The sequence below is a fragment of the Flavobacterium ardleyense genome, from assembly GCF_033547075.1.
Taxonomy (GTDB): Bacteria; Bacteroidota; Bacteroidia; order Flavobacteriales; family Flavobacteriaceae; genus Flavobacterium; species Flavobacterium ardleyense_A.
The window spans coordinates 2,861,999-2,879,942 of sequence record NZ_CP137891.1 but is presented as its reverse complement, the minus strand read 5'-3'; the positions used below and the strand labels follow the sequence as shown (position 1 = coordinate 2,879,942).

Below are 17,944 nucleotides of genomic sequence, written 5' to 3'. Positions count from 1 at the left end.
CTCGGCGACCTGTCATCGCTTCAATTCCTAAATCAAAAAAACTCGCTTCGCTCAAACAGTTTTTGATTTGCTTCGCCAGTTCGCTTCGCTCGGGTTTCGGAATTTTCAGCGGACAGGTGCCTGCCTGCACAGTCTAAGGCCTAAGAAAGAACGTCATTTAAGATGAAAATCTCTCATCTGTAATTTGATTGATTTCCAACGAACTATTTCAAAAGACTCGAGATCCTCTTAATTCTTTCGGCGAAAGCCAAAACTCTAATAATTAGGAAGTGAAACACTAAATTACTTTCCACCTAAACATTTCAAAAAAGTCATTTAATTTCTTTCGGCGAAAGCCAAAATAACATTTTCATAAACAACTCAAGATCTACAATGATTTCCAACGGAGTATTTCAACCGAAGTTTAGATTATTAGAATTCTTTCGGCGAAAGCCATACTTTAACGATTAAGAAAAATGTAAAAAAATGTCTTGAGATTTATTTAGAATCGTACTGCGGATGAGTTCTTACATTGAAAATAAAACACTAAAAAAGGACCACCGAAGTAGTCCTTTAGATATTATTGATTTGAAAGTAATTCCAAATTTTCTAAACAAATTCTTTTTTGTAATACTTTTTGCGCAACCAAAAGGAAACACGCACTAACAATATCAAAATCGGAACTTCGACTAATGGGCCAATGACACCCGCAAAAGCTTGACCAGAATTAAGGCCGAAAACTGTAATTGCTACTGCAATAGCCAATTCAAAATTATTTCCAGCAGCAGTAAATGCTACCGCAGTAGTCTTATCATATTCAGCACCTGTGGCTTTTGTAACGAAAAATCCGATGATAAACATCAATGTAAAATAGATAATAAGAGGAATAGAAATAACCAATACGTCCATAGGAATTTGTACAATTAACTCTCCCTTTAACGAAAACATAATGACAATTGTAAATAATAATGCGATCAAAGTTAGTGGTGAGATGGCTGGAATAAACTTTTTACTATACCATTCTTCACCTTTTAATTTTACTAAAATAATGCGACTTAAAATTCCCATTAAAAACGGAATTCCTAAGTAGATGGCAACACTCTCGGCAATTGTTCCAATTGAAATATCTACAATAGCGCCATCAAAACCAAAATATGGTGGAAGGACTGTAATAAAAACCCAAGCATAAAAACTGTAGGCAAAAACCTGAAAAACACTATTAAGAGCAACTAAACCTGCACCATATTCACTATTACCTTCGGCAAGGTCATTCCACACCAAAACCATCGCTACACATCGTGCCAATCCAATTAATATAACACCCACCATATATTCTGGATAATCACGCAAGAAAGTAATTGCCAAAATAAACATCAGCACCGGACCAATAATCCAATTAAGGAGTAGCGAAATGGTCAAAATTTTAGTGTTTTTGAAAACCTTTGGTAAGAGTGCGAAATTTACTTTTGCCAAGGGTGGATACATCATAATAATCAAACCAATTGCAATAGGAATATTTGTTGGACCACTATTGAATGAGTTAATTACATTAGGCAATGATGGAATAAAGTAGCCGAGACCAACTCCTATTGCCATTGCTACAAAAATCCATAGTGTTAGATTTTTATCTAGGAAGTTTAATTTTTTTGAGGACATTGTTGTTATTTTAAAGTCGAGAAAACGTGAAATAATTCGGTTGCGATTTGCAAGCTTCTTTCGTGGTACTTTTCAAGTTGTTGAGACGTATTGTCGTAAATTTTAGGATCTTCGTAAGCTAATGCAATGCGTGTTTCGGCACCAGAAACAAAAGGACACCCTTGATCAGCAGAATCGCAGGTCATAATTGCAGCAAATTCAGATTTTGGATTAAAGGCACAATCAAGCTTTTTGGAGAACCCTATAATAGGATGTGAATTCTCCGCATATTTGATACTTAATATTGGATTCTCACTAGTTGAAAGCGCACTAACTTGAAATCCAACGGTATTTAATGTTTCAACAATTGCTGGAAATAAAGCTGTTGCTTCTGTACCGCTCGAGTAACAAAACACCTTTTTTACATCAAAATAATAGGCTATGGTCTGTGCCCAAATTTGCGCTAGATGACTTCTTCTGGAATTATGTGTACAGATAAAATTGAGTCGAATAGTTTGGTCTCTGTCTATTTTTTTTTGAATAAAATCGCGCAGCAGATTTAGTTGCTGTTTACGTGATTCGGGAATTGTTGTAGTATTTAAGTTTCGGATGGCACTCTCTATTTTCGGAAATAACCTAGATTTATCTGTCATTGCTCTAATGTCATTTTCCTAATTAGCAGCAACCACCGCCTGGTGTGCAAGTATTATTTAGATCGGCCAAAATAACTTTTGGTTTTTCCGTTGGAATGCCACAATTGTCTTTTGCCAAACAATCAGTCTGCAATGCCATTAACACAAAATTAGTTCCGTCAAACTCTAAGCCGTACTTTCCGACTGTATCACCTTGATACTCTACTTCGACATCTAGATCCGTAATTCCAAGAATCTTTTCTGAGAGCTCAATAATATTTAATAATTTTTCTGGATGTAATCTATGATCGTAATCATTTGCATTCCAAAGTTGAAAATTTACTAACTCTTCATTTCGCACGGTCCCACCGCAATCGATAAAGTTTTTTGTTATTTTACCGACTTCGGTAACGTGAAAATGGTTGGGAACTAAATTGCCATTTGGCAACTGAAATCCAACTGTTTCTATCTTTTTAAGAACATTTTTTACTTCTGATAATTTCATATTGTTGTTGTTTTTTACGGTTTTAATGATTTTTTACGAAGCTTCGTTGAACTAAACCTTCGGTAGTGTATTGCGGAAAATTTGAGTCCTTTGTAAAACTAATTAAAATTTATTTACAATGATAAAAAAAAGAAGATGAGTTAGTTGGATCACCAACAATCATCAATCGAGCAGTTGCAGAAGTACCTGGATTTGGGGAATTACTTCACCGATTCAAACGGTCTATGTCAATTTTAGGCAGGAGCGAAAGCACGTATCGAAATTATGCCCAGCACGTTGCCGCTATGGCATTGCATTTCGGAAAAATCCCCACCGAACTTGATGTAGAGCAAGTACAAGAATACTTATACATCCTGCAAAAGCGTTCCAAAACGCCTTCCTTAACCTATTTTAAGCATACCGTTTACGGACTTCGATTTATGCTAAAATCGGAAGGTTTACCTTATGAGTTTTTGCATTTACCATCGATTAAACACGACAAAAAACTTCCCACCGTTCTGAGCAAAGAGGAAGTGTGGCGGTTGCTTAAAAGCTGTCATCTGCTCAAACACAAAGTTCTTATTGGACTGCTGTATGGCTGTGGACTGCGCTGTATGGAAGTTCGAAGTCTGCGCTTGCAGGATCTTGATTTTGATCGAATGCAACTCAAAGTCGTTCAAGGCAAAGGCAAAAAAGATCGATATGTTCCCTTATCCATCCATTTAATTCGAGGTTTAAAATCCTATATCCAAGCTGAAAAACCAAAGATATATTTGTTCAACGGACAACCTGCAGGTCGTGCCGGTGGTGATTTTGACTCCCGCTATTCGCAGCGCGGTGTGCAATGGGCGGTCAAGCAAGCTTGTAAAGTTGCTGGAATTACCAAAGATGTTTGTGTCCACACACTGCGCCACACTTTTGCTACACATTTGCTAGAAGATGGACTCGATATTATCAGTTTAAAGAATCTTTTGGGGCACGAGAATATTGAGACGACGATGGAATATTTGCACATTGCGCAGCTCGATACTCAGAAAGCCTTTAGTCCTCTCGATACTTTATTTGCTAAATGCAGTTCCAATGGAAGTGCAGATTGATCGCAGTCGAAGTGAAGTTGCCGATGTGCTCGAAAAGTTAGGTGCTGGTATAGAAAATTTAGGATTAAATACCTGGCAGTTGCGAACGCTCTCAGCGGTGAGAAGGTGCAGAACCGCCGCTTTGGGCGGACATATCGATGCGTGTGAAGATTGTGGAACAGTCAAAATAAGTTACAACTCCTGTCGCAACCGACATTGTCCGAAGTGTCAAGGCAAAAATCGAGACGATTGGATACAAGCTCGGATGAGTGAACTTTTGCCAGTACCGTATTTTCACGTGGTGTTTACATTACCAGACAGTATTAATTCTTTGGCAATGCAGCACCCGAAATTGGTTTACGATATTCTTTTTGAATCGGCTTGGGCGACTTTAAAAACCTTTGGCAAAAAAAATACGTTGCAGACCGGTATGATTGCAGTTTTGCACACCTGGGGACAGAATTTATCCTTGCATCCGCACCTGCATTGTATTGTTCCGGGCGGTGGCGTGGATAAAAATGGTGCTTGGGTTAACATCCGAAATGACGGTAAATTTCTTTTTCCTGTAAAGGCATTATCGAAAGTGTACCGAGCCAAATTTTGCGACGCATTAAAGGCTCGAAATCCTGATGGCTATACCAAAGTGAAAAAGGATCTATGGGCAAAACCCTGGGTAGTATTTGCCAAGAAACCTTTTGGTAGCGCGCATTCTGTGGTAGAATATCTTGGGAGATATACTCACAAAATAGCCATTAGCAACAACCGAATCCAAGGAATTGATGACAAGAATGTGACTTTTAAGTACAAGGATTATCGGCAAAATGGAACTAAGAAACAGATGGTATTGTCTCACGGTGAATTTATCCGACGTTTTGCAATGCATATTCTACCAAAACGATTTGTAAAGATCAGACATTATGGTTTTTTGAGTAGCAATTGGAAACGCCAAAAGCTTCAGGATCTGCAGAAGAAAATGAACTTTACACCAATTGCTAGAGAAACCAAAGCAGTAGCAATCAGAAAATGCCAATGTTGTAAAGTGGGAAACTTGCATACCATTCTGATTTTTGACAAGAGAGGTCCGCCTGCTTGGTATCTTGGCAGTGGCCAAAAAACGGCAGCCCAACAAAGTTAATTTGGTACGGGTAAGGGCAGGTATGCACCAAAGTGAAGAGAAACACTCCAAAACTCTCGATTATTTTACTCCATAAAAAAAGAGGACTACTAATCCTCTCGATATCCTCATAACTCTTTTACGATAACTCCATAGGGATGGAATCTCAACCGGTTCCGTTCAACAAAGGCTTCATTGTTGGCTTTTCAAGCCCAACGAAGCCTTAGCTGTTAGCAGCAGTTATCTTGCAATTCAACTTTGTGATCTAGAAATTCAAGCATTATGGCTTTCATCTTTGACCAATTTTCATGGTCAATACAGTAGCAAATACTTGGTCCTTCGACAGTGCCTTTTATTAGCCCTAGATTTTTTAATTCTTTTAGATGCTGAGAAATTGTAGATTGAGCAAGTCCGATGATATCAACTAAATCTCCACAATAACATGCGTCTATTGTAAATAATTCTTCTAAGATTGCGACTCTAGCTGGGTGCCCAAAAACTTTTGCAAAGGCAGCAATCTCCTTTTGACGATCTGTATACATTGTCTTGTTATGATTAATAAAGCTTAATCGCAAATTTACGATTAATATTTTATCTGACGATGTAAATACTGTATTTATTGAGATGAAACTGAGAATACATTTCGATATAAGCTGCGGTCCTTTTGTTTTTTTATTAAAATGGAAACGCTGTTTTTCGCTTGCGCTAAAATTATAACTAGCATAGACATTTAGTGCATATCGGAAACTATATAATTTCACATAACTGGTCCTTTTGATTTTTTTGACCACCTCGAGATTCTTACTATAAATAGGAGCGATTAAAGTGCTAAAGTAGTTTTTTATGAAGTGATTCGGAAGAATTGACATCGTCACATTTCTTTCGACGGAAGCCAAAATACTATTTTCGAGGACTATACAACCTCAGGTCTTTTCAGCGCCTTTTTTAAACTGAAGCTGCTATTATCAGAATTTTTTCGGCAAAAGCCAAAAATCTATTTGCATGAAGAAATGAAAATTTCAAGATGTTTTCTGGATTATGGAGGATAAAAATTGCGTTTTTACCATTATAAAGTAGGTGTTGATATCATTAAAAAGAAAAAGCCGAATACATTTCGCTTCTTTGGAGATTTTAGTTATTTTTGTGACACTTTTAAAAGACAAAAACTTCAAAAATGGATATACACGAATACCAAGGTAAAGAAATACTGTCAAGCTACGGTGTACAAATACAACGTGGTTATGTTGCAAACAACCCTCAAGAAGCAGTTGCTGCTGCAAAAAAACTTACTGAAGAAACCGGAACAGGATGGCATGTGATTAAAGCACAAGTTCACGCTGGTGGTCGCGGAAAAGGTGGCGGTGTGAAGTTGGCAAAAAATTTACAACAAGTTGAAGAAATTGCTGAACAAATTATTGGAATGCAATTGGTTACGCCTCAAACTTCTGCTGAAGGTAAAAAAGTTCACAAGATTTTAGTTGCTGAGGATGTTTACTATCCTGGTGAATCTGAGCCTTCTGAATTTTATATGTCAGTACTTTTGAATAGAGCTAAAGGACGCAATATGATTATGTATTCTACTGAAGGTGGAATGGATATTGAAGAAGTTGCTGAAAACACGCCTCATTTAATCTTTACAGAAGAAATTGACCCAACTGTAGGTCTTCAAGGTTTTCAAGCAAGAAGAATTGCTTTTAATCTAGGTCTTTCTGGTGGTGCTCATAAGGAAATGGTGAAATTTGTTACATCATTGTACAATGCTTACATCGGATCTGATGCTTCAATGTTTGAAATCAACCCAGTATTAAAAACTTCTGACAGTAAAATTATTGCAGTTGATGCTAAAGTAAATTTAGATGATAATGCATTATACAGACACCCGAAATTAGCGGAATACCGTGACATTCGTGAGGAAAATCCTATTGAAGTTGAAGCAAAAGCTGCAGGTTTAAATTACGTAGATCTTGACGGTACTGTTGGATGTATGGTAAACGGTGCAGGTCTTGCAATGGCTACAATGGATTTGATTAAATATGCAGGTTTTGAGCCAGCTAATTTCCTAGATGTTGGTGGTACTGCTGATGCAAAACGTGTTGAACTAGCATTTAGAATTATCCTTAAAGATCCAGCTGTAAAAGCGATTTTGATTAATATTTTTGGTGGAATTGTACGTTGTGACCGTGTGGCACAAGGTGTAGTTGATGCTTATAAGAATATGGGTGATGCTATTAAAGTGCCAATCATTGTGCGTCTTCAAGGGACAAACGCTGAGATAGCAAAAGAATTAATTGACAACTCAGGTATGCCAATTCTTTCTGCAGTAGAATTCCAAGAAGCTGCAGATCAAGTAAAAGCTGCTCTAAGTAAATAATATAAAAGTATTAGTTATAGTGTTCAAATTATTGCTAATACTTGATTTATAGAAAAAATCCTAAGCTTCACGGCTTAGGATTTTTTATTTACAGCGATTTGAATTTTAGATATGTGATTTTTGATTTACGATATTTGATTTTAGATTTAGGAATGTCTTCTTAAAACTAGCTATCTCTAAATTTTTAGACTTTTGAAGTAGAAGTTAGAGTGCTTTAGAGCAGACGATAGGGAAGAGTATTCAATAATATAAACGGCCGAAAGGACAATGGAGTAATAGATGTATAAAAAAATCCCAAGCTTTAACGGCTTAGGATTTTATGTTTATAAAAGATCGCAAGATAATTCTACTTGAAAATTACGATTTCTTCTTTCCATTGCTAAAACGAACTTTCTCTACAACCTGAATTTTAGGTTCAGACTTTTTAGCTGGTTTCTTTTTGAAAGGTTTGTCGCTTTTAGGTTTTTCGAAAGGTTTGTCGCTTTTTCTAGCTGCCTCATCTCTCGGAAACACTTTCTGCTCACGAGGTGAAGCATCAGCGCGGTTTTTATTAATTTCCACCATCGGATTCTTAGGATTTTCCTTGGTACCACGTAAATGAATTACCAGTCCGTTAAGGAAATTTCTAAGTGCTTGATCGCCGCATTCCATATAATTTTCGTGACTTTCATCTCTAAAGAAAGCACCAAGCTCAGATTTTGAAATTCTGAAATCTACCAATTCCATAATTTCAATGATCTGATCATCTCTTAGCATCAATGCTACTCGAAGTTTTTTGAAAATGTCGTTATTAGTCATATTGTTTTTAATTTTTTACAAATGTAAGTTTAATCGTGTCTTGTTTTGCACAAGCGTGCAGTATTCCTAAATATATTTTATTCTTGTGCTTGAAGCATCTTGATTTCGTCACGCCATTTTGCCGCTTGCATAAAATCTAAATCTTTTGCAGACTTTTCCATTTCCTTACGTGCGAACTTTATTTTCTTATCAATCTCAGGTTTGGTTAGGTACTTGCTTTCTGGCTCTGCAGCTTTGTATGCCTTATCTTCAAAGTATTGAGTTGAAACTGAATTTCGAGCCAATACGCTATCAATAGATTTTTTCAAAGCCATTGGTTGCAGATTGTGTTTGGTATTATAAGCAATCTGTTTTTCTCTTCTATAATTAGTCTGATCAATGGTGGTCTGCATACTTTCTGTGATTTTGTCGGCATACATAATCGCTTTCCCGTTGATATTTCTCGCTGCACGACCTACAGTTTGGGTCAGCGATCTGTTACTACGCAAGAAACCTTCTTTGTCTGCATCCAAAATTGCCACTAACGAAACTTCGGGTAAATCCAATCCTTCACGAAGCAAATTCACTCCAATCAGAACATCAAAAATACCTTTTCGAAGATCTTGCATGATTTCTACACGCTCCAAAGTATCAACTTCTGAGTGAATATAGCGACATCTCACGCTTACCTTAGTCAAATATTTGGCAAGTTCTTCGGCCATTCTCTTGGTCAATGTTGTTACTAATACTCGTTCGTCTTTTTCAACTCTAAGCTGAATTTCTTCTAGCAAATCATCTATTTGATTCAAACTTGGTCGGACTTCAATAATTGGATCCAAAAGTCCAGTTGGTCGAATCACTTGTTCTACAAAAACACCCTCGGATTTCTCCATTTCATAATCTGCAGGAGTTGCTGAAACATAAACCACTTGATTTTGCATTCCTTCAAATTCCTCGAATTTCAACGGTCTATTGTCCATCGCCGCAGGAAGTCTAAAACCATATTCAACAAGATTTTCCTTTCTAGATCTATCGCCACCGTACATTGCGTGCACTTGCGAAATGGTTACGTGACTTTCATCGACCACCATCAAGAAGTCTTTTGGGAAATAATCTATCAAACAGAAAGGACGTGTTCCTGGAAGTCGACCGTCAAGATATCGTGAGTAGTTCTCAATTCCCGAACAATATCCGAGCTCGCGAATCATTTCTAAGTCGAAATTAGTTCTCTCCTCCAGTCTTTTCGCTTCAAGGTGTTTTCCCATTTGATTAAAATAATCCACTTGCTTAACCAAATCCTGTTGAATCTGCCAAATTGCTCCTTGCAGAACATCTGGAGACGTCACAAACATATTTGCTGGATAGATACTTAGATCTTTATATTTTTCTAAAACTTGAGATGTTTTAGCATCAAAAGCTTCGATTTCTTCAATTTCATCTCCAAAAAAGTGAATTCGGAACGGTTCGTCTCCATAACTCGGAAAAACTTCGACCGTATCGCCTTTAATTCTGAAACTACCTGGATTAAAATCTGCTTCGGTTCTTGAATATAAACTTTGAACCAGTTGATGCAGAAGTTTAGTTCTAGAAATTTGCTGATTTCGAGAAATTGAAACCACGTTTTTCTGAAATTCGACTGGATTCCCAATACCATAAAGACAGGAAACAGAAGCAATAACGATAATGTCACGTCTTCCCGAAAGTAAGGAAGAGGTTGTACTAAGACGCATTTTTTCTAATTCCTCGTTTATCGAAAGATCCTTTTCAATATACAATCCGCTGACTGGCATAAATGCTTCTGGCTGATAGTAGTCGTAATACGACACAAAATATTCCACAGCATTTTCTGGGAAAAACTGTTTGAATTCTGAATATAATTGTGCTGCAAGTGTTTTATTATGCGCCAAAACCAGCGTTGGTCTTTCTACTTTTTCAATAACATTCGCCATTGTAAAAGTCTTTCCAGATCCTGTAACCCCAAGCAATGTCTGATATTTTTCGCCAGAATCAATTCCTTTGACTAATTTATCGATTGCTTGTGGCTGATCGCCAGTAGGTTTATATGGAGAAACTACCTTAAATTTCATTCGTTTACCTTAATGTTTTTAGAGAGTTGCGGGCATAGAATCTGCCAGCGGATTTACTTAAAAAATAATTATACAAATTTAATAAATAAGTGCCTGACAATATGCAAACTAAAACTTAAAACTTCCAGTTTCGCTGCTGATCAGAAGTCTGAAAAGTCCATGCTATAAAGCGGCTTTTTTTATTTCCTTGAGCCATTTCTACTACTTTTACCTCTACAGCGGCAACTTTTGTCAAAATTTTCGAAAGCTTATGAACATTCTCCTGTTTCGAAACAAGCGAGGTGAACCAAAATACCTGTTTTTTATATTTCGCTGATTCGTAAATCATTTGAGTAATAAAGCCTAGTTCGCCACCTTCGCAATATAATTCAGCATTTTGTCCACCAAAATTCAATTCAGCCGCTTTGTTTTTATTGCTAACAATTAGATTTTCATTCTTGCGAGCTGCAGTTTTAGCAGCAATTTCTGCCGAAGCGTGAAATGGAGGATTGCAAATTGTAAAAGTAAATCGGTCGTCTTCTGCAATAATATCTTTAAAAATAAAACGTGGATTTGGTTGTAGTTGCAAACTGATAACTTCTTGTAAATGCGGATTTTTCTCGATGATCGTTACGCAATTTCGTATTGCACGTTTGTCGATGTCCGTTGCAACAAAGCTCCATCCGTAAATTGCATTTCCAAGTAATGGATAAATTAGATTTGCACCAACACCGATGTCTAGACCGCTAACCATCTCACCTTCGGGAATTTCACCTTCATTATTTAAGGCAAGTAAATCGGCAATATGGTGAATATAATCGGCTCTTCCTGGAACTGGAGCGCAAAGAAAATCGGAAGGAATATTCCAATTATCTACTCCATAATATTGTTTTAGAAGTGCCATATTTAGCAGTTTTACAGCCTCAGGATTTGTAAAATCAATCGTCTTCTTACCAAATTTCTCAATAATATGTTGTTCTAAAGCAGGAGTTGCTGTCGATAGTAATTCTAAATCGTAATCTACATTGTGCAAATTTCTAGGATGCAATTCTTTTTTTTCGCTCATAAAGCCGGGTCATTTTTAGATTGCAAAGATACTATTTCTAAGACACTATAAACTAGATTAATTCTATTCGATGTATTTGATAATTTACTTTAAGATATATCAAATAATAGTTAAATGAAAACAGTATAAAATATTTATTAAGAATTAAATATTAATTTGGATCTAAGTAGATTTATTTTTAATCACAATCTATTTGGAAATTTTTACATTATGGGAATTAAGAAGAGAGTACTACTTACTGGCGCTTCGGGAACTGTGGGTTTTCAAGTTTTGAAGCAATTATCAGAGCAATCAGATTTATATGATGTCACAGTTTTTGATATTAAAACCAAACGCTCAGAGCGAAAATTGAAGCCTTTTGCAAACACTGCAACTTTAGTTTACGGAGACATTTCTAAATTTGAAGAGGTTCGTAAAGCTTGCCACAATCAGGATTTTGTAATTCATCTTGCGGCAATTATTCCACCCGTGGCGGACGATTTTCCATTGCTTTCTCAAAAAATAAATGTGCAAGGAACAGAAAATTTGGTAAAAGCTCTTAGCGAACTTTCTCCACAAGCATTCTTTATGTACAGTTCGTCGATTTCGGTTTATGGTGACCGAGTTGATAGTCCTTTAATAAATGTTAGCGATAATCTAATGCCGAGTCCTCGTGATGAATACGCGAAAACTAAGATAGAAGCAGAACATATTATTCAAAACTCCTCTTTAAAGTGGACGATTTTCCGCTTGGCTGCCATTATGGGCGACCATAAAATTTCTAAATTGATGTTTCACATGCCACTTAAAACGGCTATGGAAATTGCCACTCCTGCAGATACTGCTCGAGCTTTTGTGAACGGAATTGACCATTGTGAAGAACTAGCGGGAAATATTTTTAATTTAGGTGGCGGATCGAGTTGCCGAGTTTCCTATAAAGATTTTCTGTTGCGTTCCTTCGATATTTTCGGGTTAAGCTCTCTGAGTTTTCCGCATTCTGCCTTTGCCACCAAGAATTTCCATTGTGGATTCTACCAAGATGGCGATATTTTAAATTCGATTGTTGATTTCAGAAGAGATACAATCGACAACTATTTTGAACAAGTTGCGGCTGGCGTGCCAACTATTCAGCGATTTTTCACGAAGATTCTACGTCCAATTATCAAACGAAAATTGCTTTCCCAATCTGAACCTTATGCCGCTTGCAAAACTCAAAATCAGGACGAAATAGATCATTATTTTAAGAAGGAAGATTTGAATAAGGCCTGTTAATTCAAGAATAATTTATTTTTGGAGCTTTCTCCCGCTATCCACTACAACTCTGGCTTTTTTTTAAGGAAAAAGCCAGAGGATGTGCTTCGCCAGTTCGCTTCGCTCGGGTCGTTGCTATCGGGGCTAGGAGTGAGGTGTAAATTGTGCTGATTAGTTTCGCCATAAAACAACTTAGCTTTTTGTAACTTGCTTAATATCAATTATTATCCTACATTTGTACCAGATTGGTACACAAAAAAATTAAGCGTTATGGTGGTAATAAGCAGTAGAGAATTTAGACAGAATCAAAAACTTTATTTTGAAATGGTTGATAACGGTGAACAAATTATTGTTCAGAGAGGAAAAAATAAATCCTATGCACTCACGCCGATTAATTTAGAGGACAATTACTTTAATCCCGCAATGCTGAAAAGAATTCAAGAAAGTTTAGATCAAATTAAAAATGGGCAGAGTAAACAAATTTCTACAAAAGAAGAAATTACTGAATTACTTGGATTATGAGTTATATACTAGATTTTTCTGTGCTAGCTTTAGAAGATATAGCCAAACACAAAAAGTCTGGTGATAAAGCAACTCTTAGAAAAATCGAAGTGCTACTTGGTGAATTACAGGAGCATCCAACAACAGGAACGGGTCAGCCTGAGAAATTAAAATATAATTTAGAAGGATTATTTTCTAGAAGAATAAATAAAAAACATCGGTTAATTTATTCTACAGATGAAAACGTTGTTTCGGTTTTAGTTGTAAGTGCATATTCACATTATAATCAGAAATAATTTTACCTAAAACTTGCTATCCATTAATTTAAAAATTTATTTAGATCGTTTGATGATTGATTTTAGATGAGTTTTTCATCCAGACTCAAATTAATCTGTCTGATGAATTTTAAATTTTGCATTATACAAATTCCTGATCCCAGTTGGGTCAAATCTTTATAGGAGAAACGCCGTGAAGTTATTTTCTACCTCGGAAGGGTCGCACTTTTAGGTATATTATTTTAGACGATTTTATTTTTTCAAAGATTTTATCTTTTGATGTGTTTTAAAAACAAAAACGTATGTGATTGTGCGACCCCGCTGGGGTCGTATCGACATTGATAAATCAACTTCTATAAACATTCGACCCCTATGGGGTCGGAAATGAAAAGTGCATTTTGTTTCGTGAGAATATTAAGACAATTTGCATTCATTAAAAGTTTTCACCATGGAAATCATCAATCTCTCAACTGTGCTGTTCAAGGCAATTCCTCAAATCTTTCAATATTTTAATTGTGCTATTCATGGAGATTCCTCAAATCTTTTAATCTTTAAATCATTCAATCTTTAAATCTTCCTCAATCCTCACACTCCATCAACAAAAGATCCCCACTTTTATGCTCTATACTCACAATTCCGTCCTCTTTTACGGAGTTACTACTTCCGGTTCGATAGCCCATAATTAGCGTATCGTCATTAAGTTCGTAAGTCAGATTGTTGGAAGTGATGCCAGTTACGGTGCCAACGGGAATAAGCGACAAAATACTATTTGCGGTATACCATTTTTTGAAATCTGGTTGAAGTAGAAAAATTTTGGAATAATCGTCGAGAATCACAATTTTGAGTTTATTGCGATATCTCACGATATTGGTCATATTTGTAATGCTGTGATCTGCGCGTCTTCCCGTGGCCCAAACAACGTTGACTGCGGGAATTTTGCGATCGATTAAGTAATCAAAAGCTTTTTCGAGATCGGTTTTATCTTGATTTGGTGTGTATACTATTTCGAGGGGAAATTGCTGTTGCTCGTAAAATGCGGGATCAAAATCTCTATCGAAATCTCCCAACAAAACATCTACCTTAATATTAAGATCTATCACGCGCTGAATTGCCGAATCCAAAACTACTACCAAAGGCGACCATTCTAGCAATTGACCAAGAAGTTCGTTGCTGCATGATTGACCATTTGCGATGATTAGTGCAGGCTCTTGATCGGTACGTACAATATGATGTGAAGACATAGGTTTTGAAAAGTTTTTTGTAAATATACGATTGTTTTTATTTTACCAAAAAATCCCTAGCCCAGACAGCAGTGGCAGGCAGCGGGCAATGCAAAGCTAGTTTTTTGTTGTGCTGCAAGAGCGACCGAAGTAAGCTCCTTGCAGGACTTACAAAAACAGCTTTTGCATCCCGCTGACTATAACGGATGGCTGGAAATAGCTCCTTAAAAAAGAAATTCAACCACTATTGAACGATATAGGTCTGCACATCGCTCTCGCATAAACTGAAATATCCAAGTGCAAAATCGTTGTTATCCATCGGATTCACTACGTTTCCGCGGACCGTGGCGGGCGGACCTTGAAAAGGATTTCCACCACTTGCCGCGCCGAAAAGCACGACCAAATAATTATAATATTGCAAAGAAATTCCGCTCAAGCGTAGATATAATGTGGTATTTGCGGCTAAATCCTGGTCAGAATAAAGTGCAAACATCTGATTTCCATTGAAAAATCGGTCTGATTGAGGCGAATAATCGGGGGTAAGCCAACCCTGAGCATTGAAACTCGAGAGGTAATAATTGTCCTCCGCGCCATTGTCCTGCCAGAGAAAACGAACCTCCTTATCTGTTCCTAAAAAACCACCTTCTTCGGTCTGAACGACATTCAAAATAGGTGGCGACGGAATAAGTTTTTCGGTTGCGATATACGTCACGCCGTTGTAAATGATGTTTAAAACGTAGGTTTGCCCAAGTTCAGGCACGAAATTCTGACAGATATAATTTCCAGTATTTCCATCTTCTAAAAATTCGAAAACCTGACTATTGCTAGTCACACTAACGATTGCAGCATTTGCGGCGGGAACAGAATTGTTGTAAAACGGCGCAGTTGTGGTCAATCTAATTGTCTGATTTGCGCCATCTGTGCCTTTTGTCCAGACAATCGCAGCATCTACAACGAGTCGTGGCGCGGCGTTGTCCAATTTAAGATCGATTACATCCTCGCAAGAAGTGGTGAGGATTATCGCAAAGAAAAATATGATGAGTTTGGCTATTTTTTGCATCGCTTAGAATTTAAAATTGTAGGTTACAGATGGAATAATTCCGAAGATTGAGAGTTTTACAGATTCGTTTTGACCGCTGTCTTCATTTTGTCTAAACGAAATCGAAGCGGCATTTTTACGGTTATAGATATTATAAATTCCGAAAACCCATTCGCCTTGCCATTTGCGACTTTCGTTTTTGCGCGGAGTCAAAGTTGCCGACACATCGAGACGGTGGTAGGCGGGAAGACGGCTCGCATTTCGAGCGCCATATTGCGGGACTTGCATTCCTTGGTATTCGTAATATCCAGTTGGGAAAGTGGTTGCTTGACCTGATTGCAAACTAAAAATACTTCCGAAAGTCCATTTTTTATTTAGAAAATAAGAACCAACCACCGAAAGATTGTGGGTCTTGTCATATCCAGATTTATACCAATCACCATTGCTGATTCCCAATTCTTCGGGAATTCTACCTGCGGTTTGCTGCTCCGCGGTAGAAAGTGTGTAGGCAATCCATCCGCTGAAATCTCCCGTATTTTTACGTAATAGCACTTCCAATCCGTAAGCACGAGCACGGCCATTTAGTAAAACCTGCTCAATGTTATTATTCGCAATTAAATCGGCTCCGTCAATATAATCGATGCGATTTTTGATCTCTTTATAAAATGATTCAACTTCTAGCGAATATTTATCATTATTGAAATTTCTAAAATATCCAATCGCCCATTGATCTAAAAGTTGTGGTTTCTGAAAATCATCCGAAGGCGTCCAAATATCCAGCGGAGTAGGAGATGCGGTGTTTGAAACCAAATGCAAATACTGCGTCATTCGGTTGTAACTCCCTTTTATCGACTGATCTTCGTCTAGAGAAAAAGACACGGCAACCCGTGGTTCCAAATTCGCAAAACTAGCGATTGTCTCGTTTTTCGAATATTTTCGACTTCCGATTGGAGTTGCTTTTTCGTAAATATTCAAATCGTTATTCCATTTTACAGCTTGATTATTTTCGTAAATACTAACTTCCTGGTCGCCTAATCTCAAAAATGAACTCAAACGAAGTCCGTAACTAACCTGCCATTTTTCAGAAATTTTCTGCTCTACGTCAATATAAGCAGCGTTTTCAAAAGCATATTTCTTGTCTAAGCTAAAAGGATTAATTCCCGAATCTGGCTTGGAAGGACTAATCGAACCTGGATCAAAATCGTAATAAATACTATTGATTCCGTAGCTTAATTTTATTTTGTCGTTTACGTATTGCTTCAAATCATATTTGAAATTGTAATTCTTTACACTACTATCCCAATTGAAACCAACAAAATCCAAAGTTAATCCGTAATAGTAATCGCTGTAAATCAAGGACATATTAGAAAAAATCTTGTCGCTAAAAAGGTGATTCCAACGCAGATTTACAATCGTGTTTCCAAAAGTGTTTTCGAAATTATCATTGATATTAAAAACATCACGACCAAAATATCCAGAGAAGTAGATATTGTTGTTCTCATTCAGATTGTAACTCAATTTGGTATTTAAATCATAAAAGTAAGCGGAATTTTCATTATCTGTGAGCTTCAAAAAAAGATGCGCGTATGAACTACGACCCGCTACTAGAAACGATCCTTTGTCTTTAACAATTGGACCTTCGGCAAGCAAACGACTCGAAATTAGTCCCACGCCACCAGTCATACTAAAGTCTTTGCTATTTCCTTCTTTCTGATAAATATCCAAAACCGACGAAACCCTTCCACCAAAGCGAGCAGGAATTCCACCTTTATACAGCTTCAAATCTTTAATTGCATCCGAATTAAATACCGAGAAAAATCCAAAAAGGTGAGATGAATTATAAATCGTCGCTTCGTCTAGCAAAATCAAATTCTGATCGACTGCGCCACCACGAACGTTAAAACCCGATTGTCCCTCGCCAGCATTTGTAACTCCAGGCAAAGTCAGAATAGATTTCAAAATATCGCTTTCGCCAAGAACTACGGGCATTCTCTTAATTTCGGCCATACTAATCTTGGCCACACTCATTTCGGTACTTCGAGTATTAGTTCGGCTTTTGCTTCCCACGATAACTTCAGATAGTTGTAGCGCGTCTTCACGCAAATCAATATTCAACCGAATATTTTGTGTCGCTTTGATTTCACGCATCACAGTTTCGTAGGATATATAACTAACCTCAAGCGTGTAATCTCCCGTGGGAACGGTCAACGAGAAAAATCCATATTCATTAGTCACCCCATACATTTTGGACGGCAACAACAGAATATTCACTCCAATAATTTTTTCGTTAGTATTCTGATCTTTCACAGTACCCGAAATCGTGACTTTTTCCTGTGCCATTGTAGTCGAAACCGCAAAGAGGAAAATAAGTATAAACGGCATTATATTTTTAAAAACCATAGAAGAGCCAAGTGTTTGACAGTTAGTACAATTTTGCTGAAAAGCAGCAAGTTTAAAAAGCAGGTAAATATAGTATTCA

Annotated in this window: 16 protein-coding genes; 6 read left to right on the top strand and 10 right to left on the bottom strand. The window is 37.1% G+C overall.

The window, feature by feature from the left end; translation table 11 throughout:
- Positions 1 to 588: 588 nt before the first annotated feature.
- Genes arsB through SBO79_RS12515 form a run of 3 tightly spaced genes read right to left on the bottom strand, consistent with a single transcriptional unit; the run spans position 589 to position 2,751 of the window.
- Positions 589 to 1,635, bottom strand: a complete 1,047-nt coding sequence (gene arsB, locus SBO79_RS12525) for an ACR3 family arsenite efflux transporter (RefSeq protein ID WP_318640734.1) — start codon at positions 1,633 to 1,635, stop codon at positions 589 to 591.
- Between the two features lie 5 nt (positions 1,636 to 1,640).
- Positions 1,641 to 2,267: an arsenate-mycothiol transferase ArsC gene (locus SBO79_RS12520; RefSeq protein ID WP_318640733.1), complete on the bottom strand. Its 627-nt coding sequence runs from the start codon at positions 2,265 to 2,267 to the stop codon at positions 1,641 to 1,643.
- Between the two features lie 22 nt (positions 2,268 to 2,289).
- A complete protein-coding gene (locus tag SBO79_RS12515; protein ID WP_318640732.1) occupies positions 2,290 to 2,751 on the bottom strand; it encodes a DUF6428 family protein in 462 nt (153 codons plus the stop codon).
- A 224-nt stretch (positions 2,752 to 2,975) separates the two neighbouring features.
- Here SBO79_RS12515 and SBO79_RS12510 point away from each other — a divergent pair, with 224 nt between their 5' ends.
- A complete protein-coding gene (locus SBO79_RS12510) occupies positions 2,976 to 3,827 on the top strand; it encodes a tyrosine-type recombinase/integrase (protein ID WP_318640217.1) in 852 nt (283 codons plus the stop codon).
- Entirely contained in the window at positions 3,811 to 4,941 is a 1,131-nt protein-coding gene (locus SBO79_RS12505) for an IS91 family transposase (RefSeq protein ID WP_318640218.1), read from the top strand. Before SBO79_RS12510 ends, SBO79_RS12505 begins: the two co-directional genes overlap by 17 nt.
- A gap of 209 nt (positions 4,942 to 5,150) precedes the next feature.
- Here the strand turns inward: SBO79_RS12505 and SBO79_RS12500 are convergent, their stop codons facing one another.
- Positions 5,151 to 5,462 carry an ArsR/SmtB family transcription factor gene (locus SBO79_RS12500; RefSeq protein ID WP_406600234.1) on the bottom strand — a complete coding sequence of 104 codons (312 nt, stop codon included), beginning with the start codon at positions 5,460 to 5,462 and terminating at the stop codon, positions 5,151 to 5,153.
- A gap of 632 nt (positions 5,463 to 6,094) precedes the next feature.
- Here SBO79_RS12500 and sucC point away from each other — a divergent pair.
- On the top strand, positions 6,095 to 7,291 hold the full coding sequence (gene sucC, locus SBO79_RS12495) for an ADP-forming succinate--CoA ligase subunit beta (RefSeq protein ID WP_318640731.1): 1,197 nt from the start codon (positions 6,095 to 6,097) through the stop codon (positions 7,289 to 7,291).
- A 357-nt stretch (positions 7,292 to 7,648) separates the two neighbouring features.
- On the opposite strand, the gene SBO79_RS12490 is transcribed toward sucC, so the two are convergent.
- From SBO79_RS12490 to rlmF, 3 genes are all read right to left on the bottom strand, one after another.
- Positions 7,649 to 8,089 (bottom strand): DUF1456 family protein, encoded by a 441-nt coding sequence (locus SBO79_RS12490; protein WP_318640730.1) that lies wholly within the window; start codon positions 8,087 to 8,089, stop codon positions 7,649 to 7,651.
- Between the two features lie 77 nt (positions 8,090 to 8,166).
- The gene (uvrB, locus tag SBO79_RS12485; protein WP_318640729.1) at positions 8,167 to 10,155 is read right to left on the bottom strand and encodes an excinuclease ABC subunit UvrB; all 1,989 of its coding nucleotides are present in this window, start codon (positions 10,153 to 10,155) and stop codon (positions 8,167 to 8,169) included.
- A 115-nt stretch (positions 10,156 to 10,270) separates the two neighbouring features.
- Entirely contained in the window at positions 10,271 to 11,200 is a 930-nt protein-coding gene (gene rlmF, locus SBO79_RS12480; protein ID WP_318640728.1) for a 23S rRNA (adenine(1618)-N(6))-methyltransferase RlmF, read from the bottom strand.
- Between the two features lie 210 nt (positions 11,201 to 11,410).
- On the opposite strand from rlmF, the gene SBO79_RS12475 reads away from it, so the two are divergent.
- From SBO79_RS12475 to SBO79_RS12465, 3 genes are all read left to right on the top strand, one after another.
- The gene (locus SBO79_RS12475) at positions 11,411 to 12,451 is read left to right on the top strand and encodes an NAD-dependent epimerase/dehydratase family protein (RefSeq protein ID WP_318640727.1); all 1,041 of its coding nucleotides are present in this window, start codon (positions 11,411 to 11,413) and stop codon (positions 12,449 to 12,451) included.
- Positions 12,452 to 12,700: 249 nt separating this feature from the next.
- Positions 12,701 to 12,952, top strand: a complete 252-nt coding sequence (locus tag SBO79_RS12470; protein WP_318640726.1) for a prevent-host-death protein — start codon at positions 12,701 to 12,703, stop codon at positions 12,950 to 12,952.
- Complete coding sequence (locus SBO79_RS12465) at positions 12,949 to 13,227, top strand: Txe/YoeB family addiction module toxin (protein WP_318640725.1); 279 nt, start codon at positions 12,949 to 12,951, stop codon at positions 13,225 to 13,227. Before SBO79_RS12470 ends, SBO79_RS12465 begins: the two co-directional genes overlap by 4 nt.
- A gap of 557 nt (positions 13,228 to 13,784) precedes the next feature.
- On the opposite strand, the gene SBO79_RS12460 is transcribed toward SBO79_RS12465, so the two are convergent.
- The 3 genes from SBO79_RS12460 to SBO79_RS12450 form a co-directional block, all read right to left on the bottom strand.
- Positions 13,785 to 14,447, bottom strand: coding sequence for a thiamine diphosphokinase (locus SBO79_RS12460; RefSeq protein WP_318640724.1), 663 nt, complete (start codon positions 14,445 to 14,447; stop codon positions 13,785 to 13,787).
- Between the two features lie 223 nt (positions 14,448 to 14,670).
- Positions 14,671 to 15,486: a DUF4249 domain-containing protein gene (locus SBO79_RS12455; protein ID WP_318640723.1), complete on the bottom strand. Its 816-nt coding sequence runs from the start codon at positions 15,484 to 15,486 to the stop codon at positions 14,671 to 14,673.
- Between the two features lie 3 nt (positions 15,487 to 15,489).
- The gene (locus tag SBO79_RS12450; protein WP_318640722.1) at positions 15,490 to 17,865 is read right to left on the bottom strand and encodes a TonB-dependent receptor; all 2,376 of its coding nucleotides are present in this window, start codon (positions 17,863 to 17,865) and stop codon (positions 15,490 to 15,492) included.
- Between the last annotated feature and the right edge of the window lie 79 nt (positions 17,866 to 17,944).

Coding starts and splice junctions, on each gene's coding strand:
- SBO79_RS12470 (WP_318640726.1), top strand. CDS start 12,701: ATGGTGGTAATAAGCAGTAGAGAATTTAGACAGAATCAAAAACTTTAT.
- SBO79_RS12500 (WP_406600234.1), bottom strand. CDS start 5,462: ATGTATACAGATCGTCAAAAGGAGATTGCTGCCTTTGCAAAAGTTTTT.
- SBO79_RS12515 (WP_318640732.1), bottom strand. CDS start 2,751: ATGAAATTATCAGAAGTAAAAAATGTTCTTAAAAAGATAGAAACAGTT.
- SBO79_RS12465 (WP_318640725.1), top strand. CDS start 12,949: ATGAGTTATATACTAGATTTTTCTGTGCTAGCTTTAGAAGATATAGCC.
- SBO79_RS12520 (WP_318640733.1), bottom strand. CDS start 2,267: ATGACAGATAAATCTAGGTTATTTCCGAAAATAGAGAGTGCCATCCGA.
- SBO79_RS12450 (WP_318640722.1), bottom strand. CDS start 17,865: ATGGTTTTTAAAAATATAATGCCGTTTATACTTATTTTCCTCTTTGCG.
- SBO79_RS12490 (WP_318640730.1), bottom strand. CDS start 8,089: ATGACTAATAACGACATTTTCAAAAAACTTCGAGTAGCATTGATGCTA.
- SBO79_RS12505 (WP_318640218.1), top strand. CDS start 3,811: ATGGAAGTGCAGATTGATCGCAGTCGAAGTGAAGTTGCCGATGTGCTC.
- arsB (WP_318640734.1), bottom strand. CDS start 1,635: ATGTCCTCAAAAAAATTAAACTTCCTAGATAAAAATCTAACACTATGG.
- SBO79_RS12455 (WP_318640723.1), bottom strand. CDS start 15,486: ATGCAAAAAATAGCCAAACTCATCATATTTTTCTTTGCGATAATCCTC.
- rlmF (WP_318640728.1), bottom strand. CDS start 11,200: ATGAGCGAAAAAAAAGAATTGCATCCTAGAAATTTGCACAATGTAGAT.
- SBO79_RS12475 (WP_318640727.1), top strand. CDS start 11,411: ATGGGAATTAAGAAGAGAGTACTACTTACTGGCGCTTCGGGAACTGTG.
- SBO79_RS12510 (WP_318640217.1), top strand. CDS start 2,976: ATGTCAATTTTAGGCAGGAGCGAAAGCACGTATCGAAATTATGCCCAG.
- SBO79_RS12460 (WP_318640724.1), bottom strand. CDS start 14,447: ATGTCTTCACATCATATTGTACGTACCGATCAAGAGCCTGCACTAATC.
- uvrB (WP_318640729.1), bottom strand. CDS start 10,155: ATGAAATTTAAGGTAGTTTCTCCATATAAACCTACTGGCGATCAGCCA.
- sucC (WP_318640731.1), top strand. CDS start 6,095: ATGGATATACACGAATACCAAGGTAAAGAAATACTGTCAAGCTACGGT.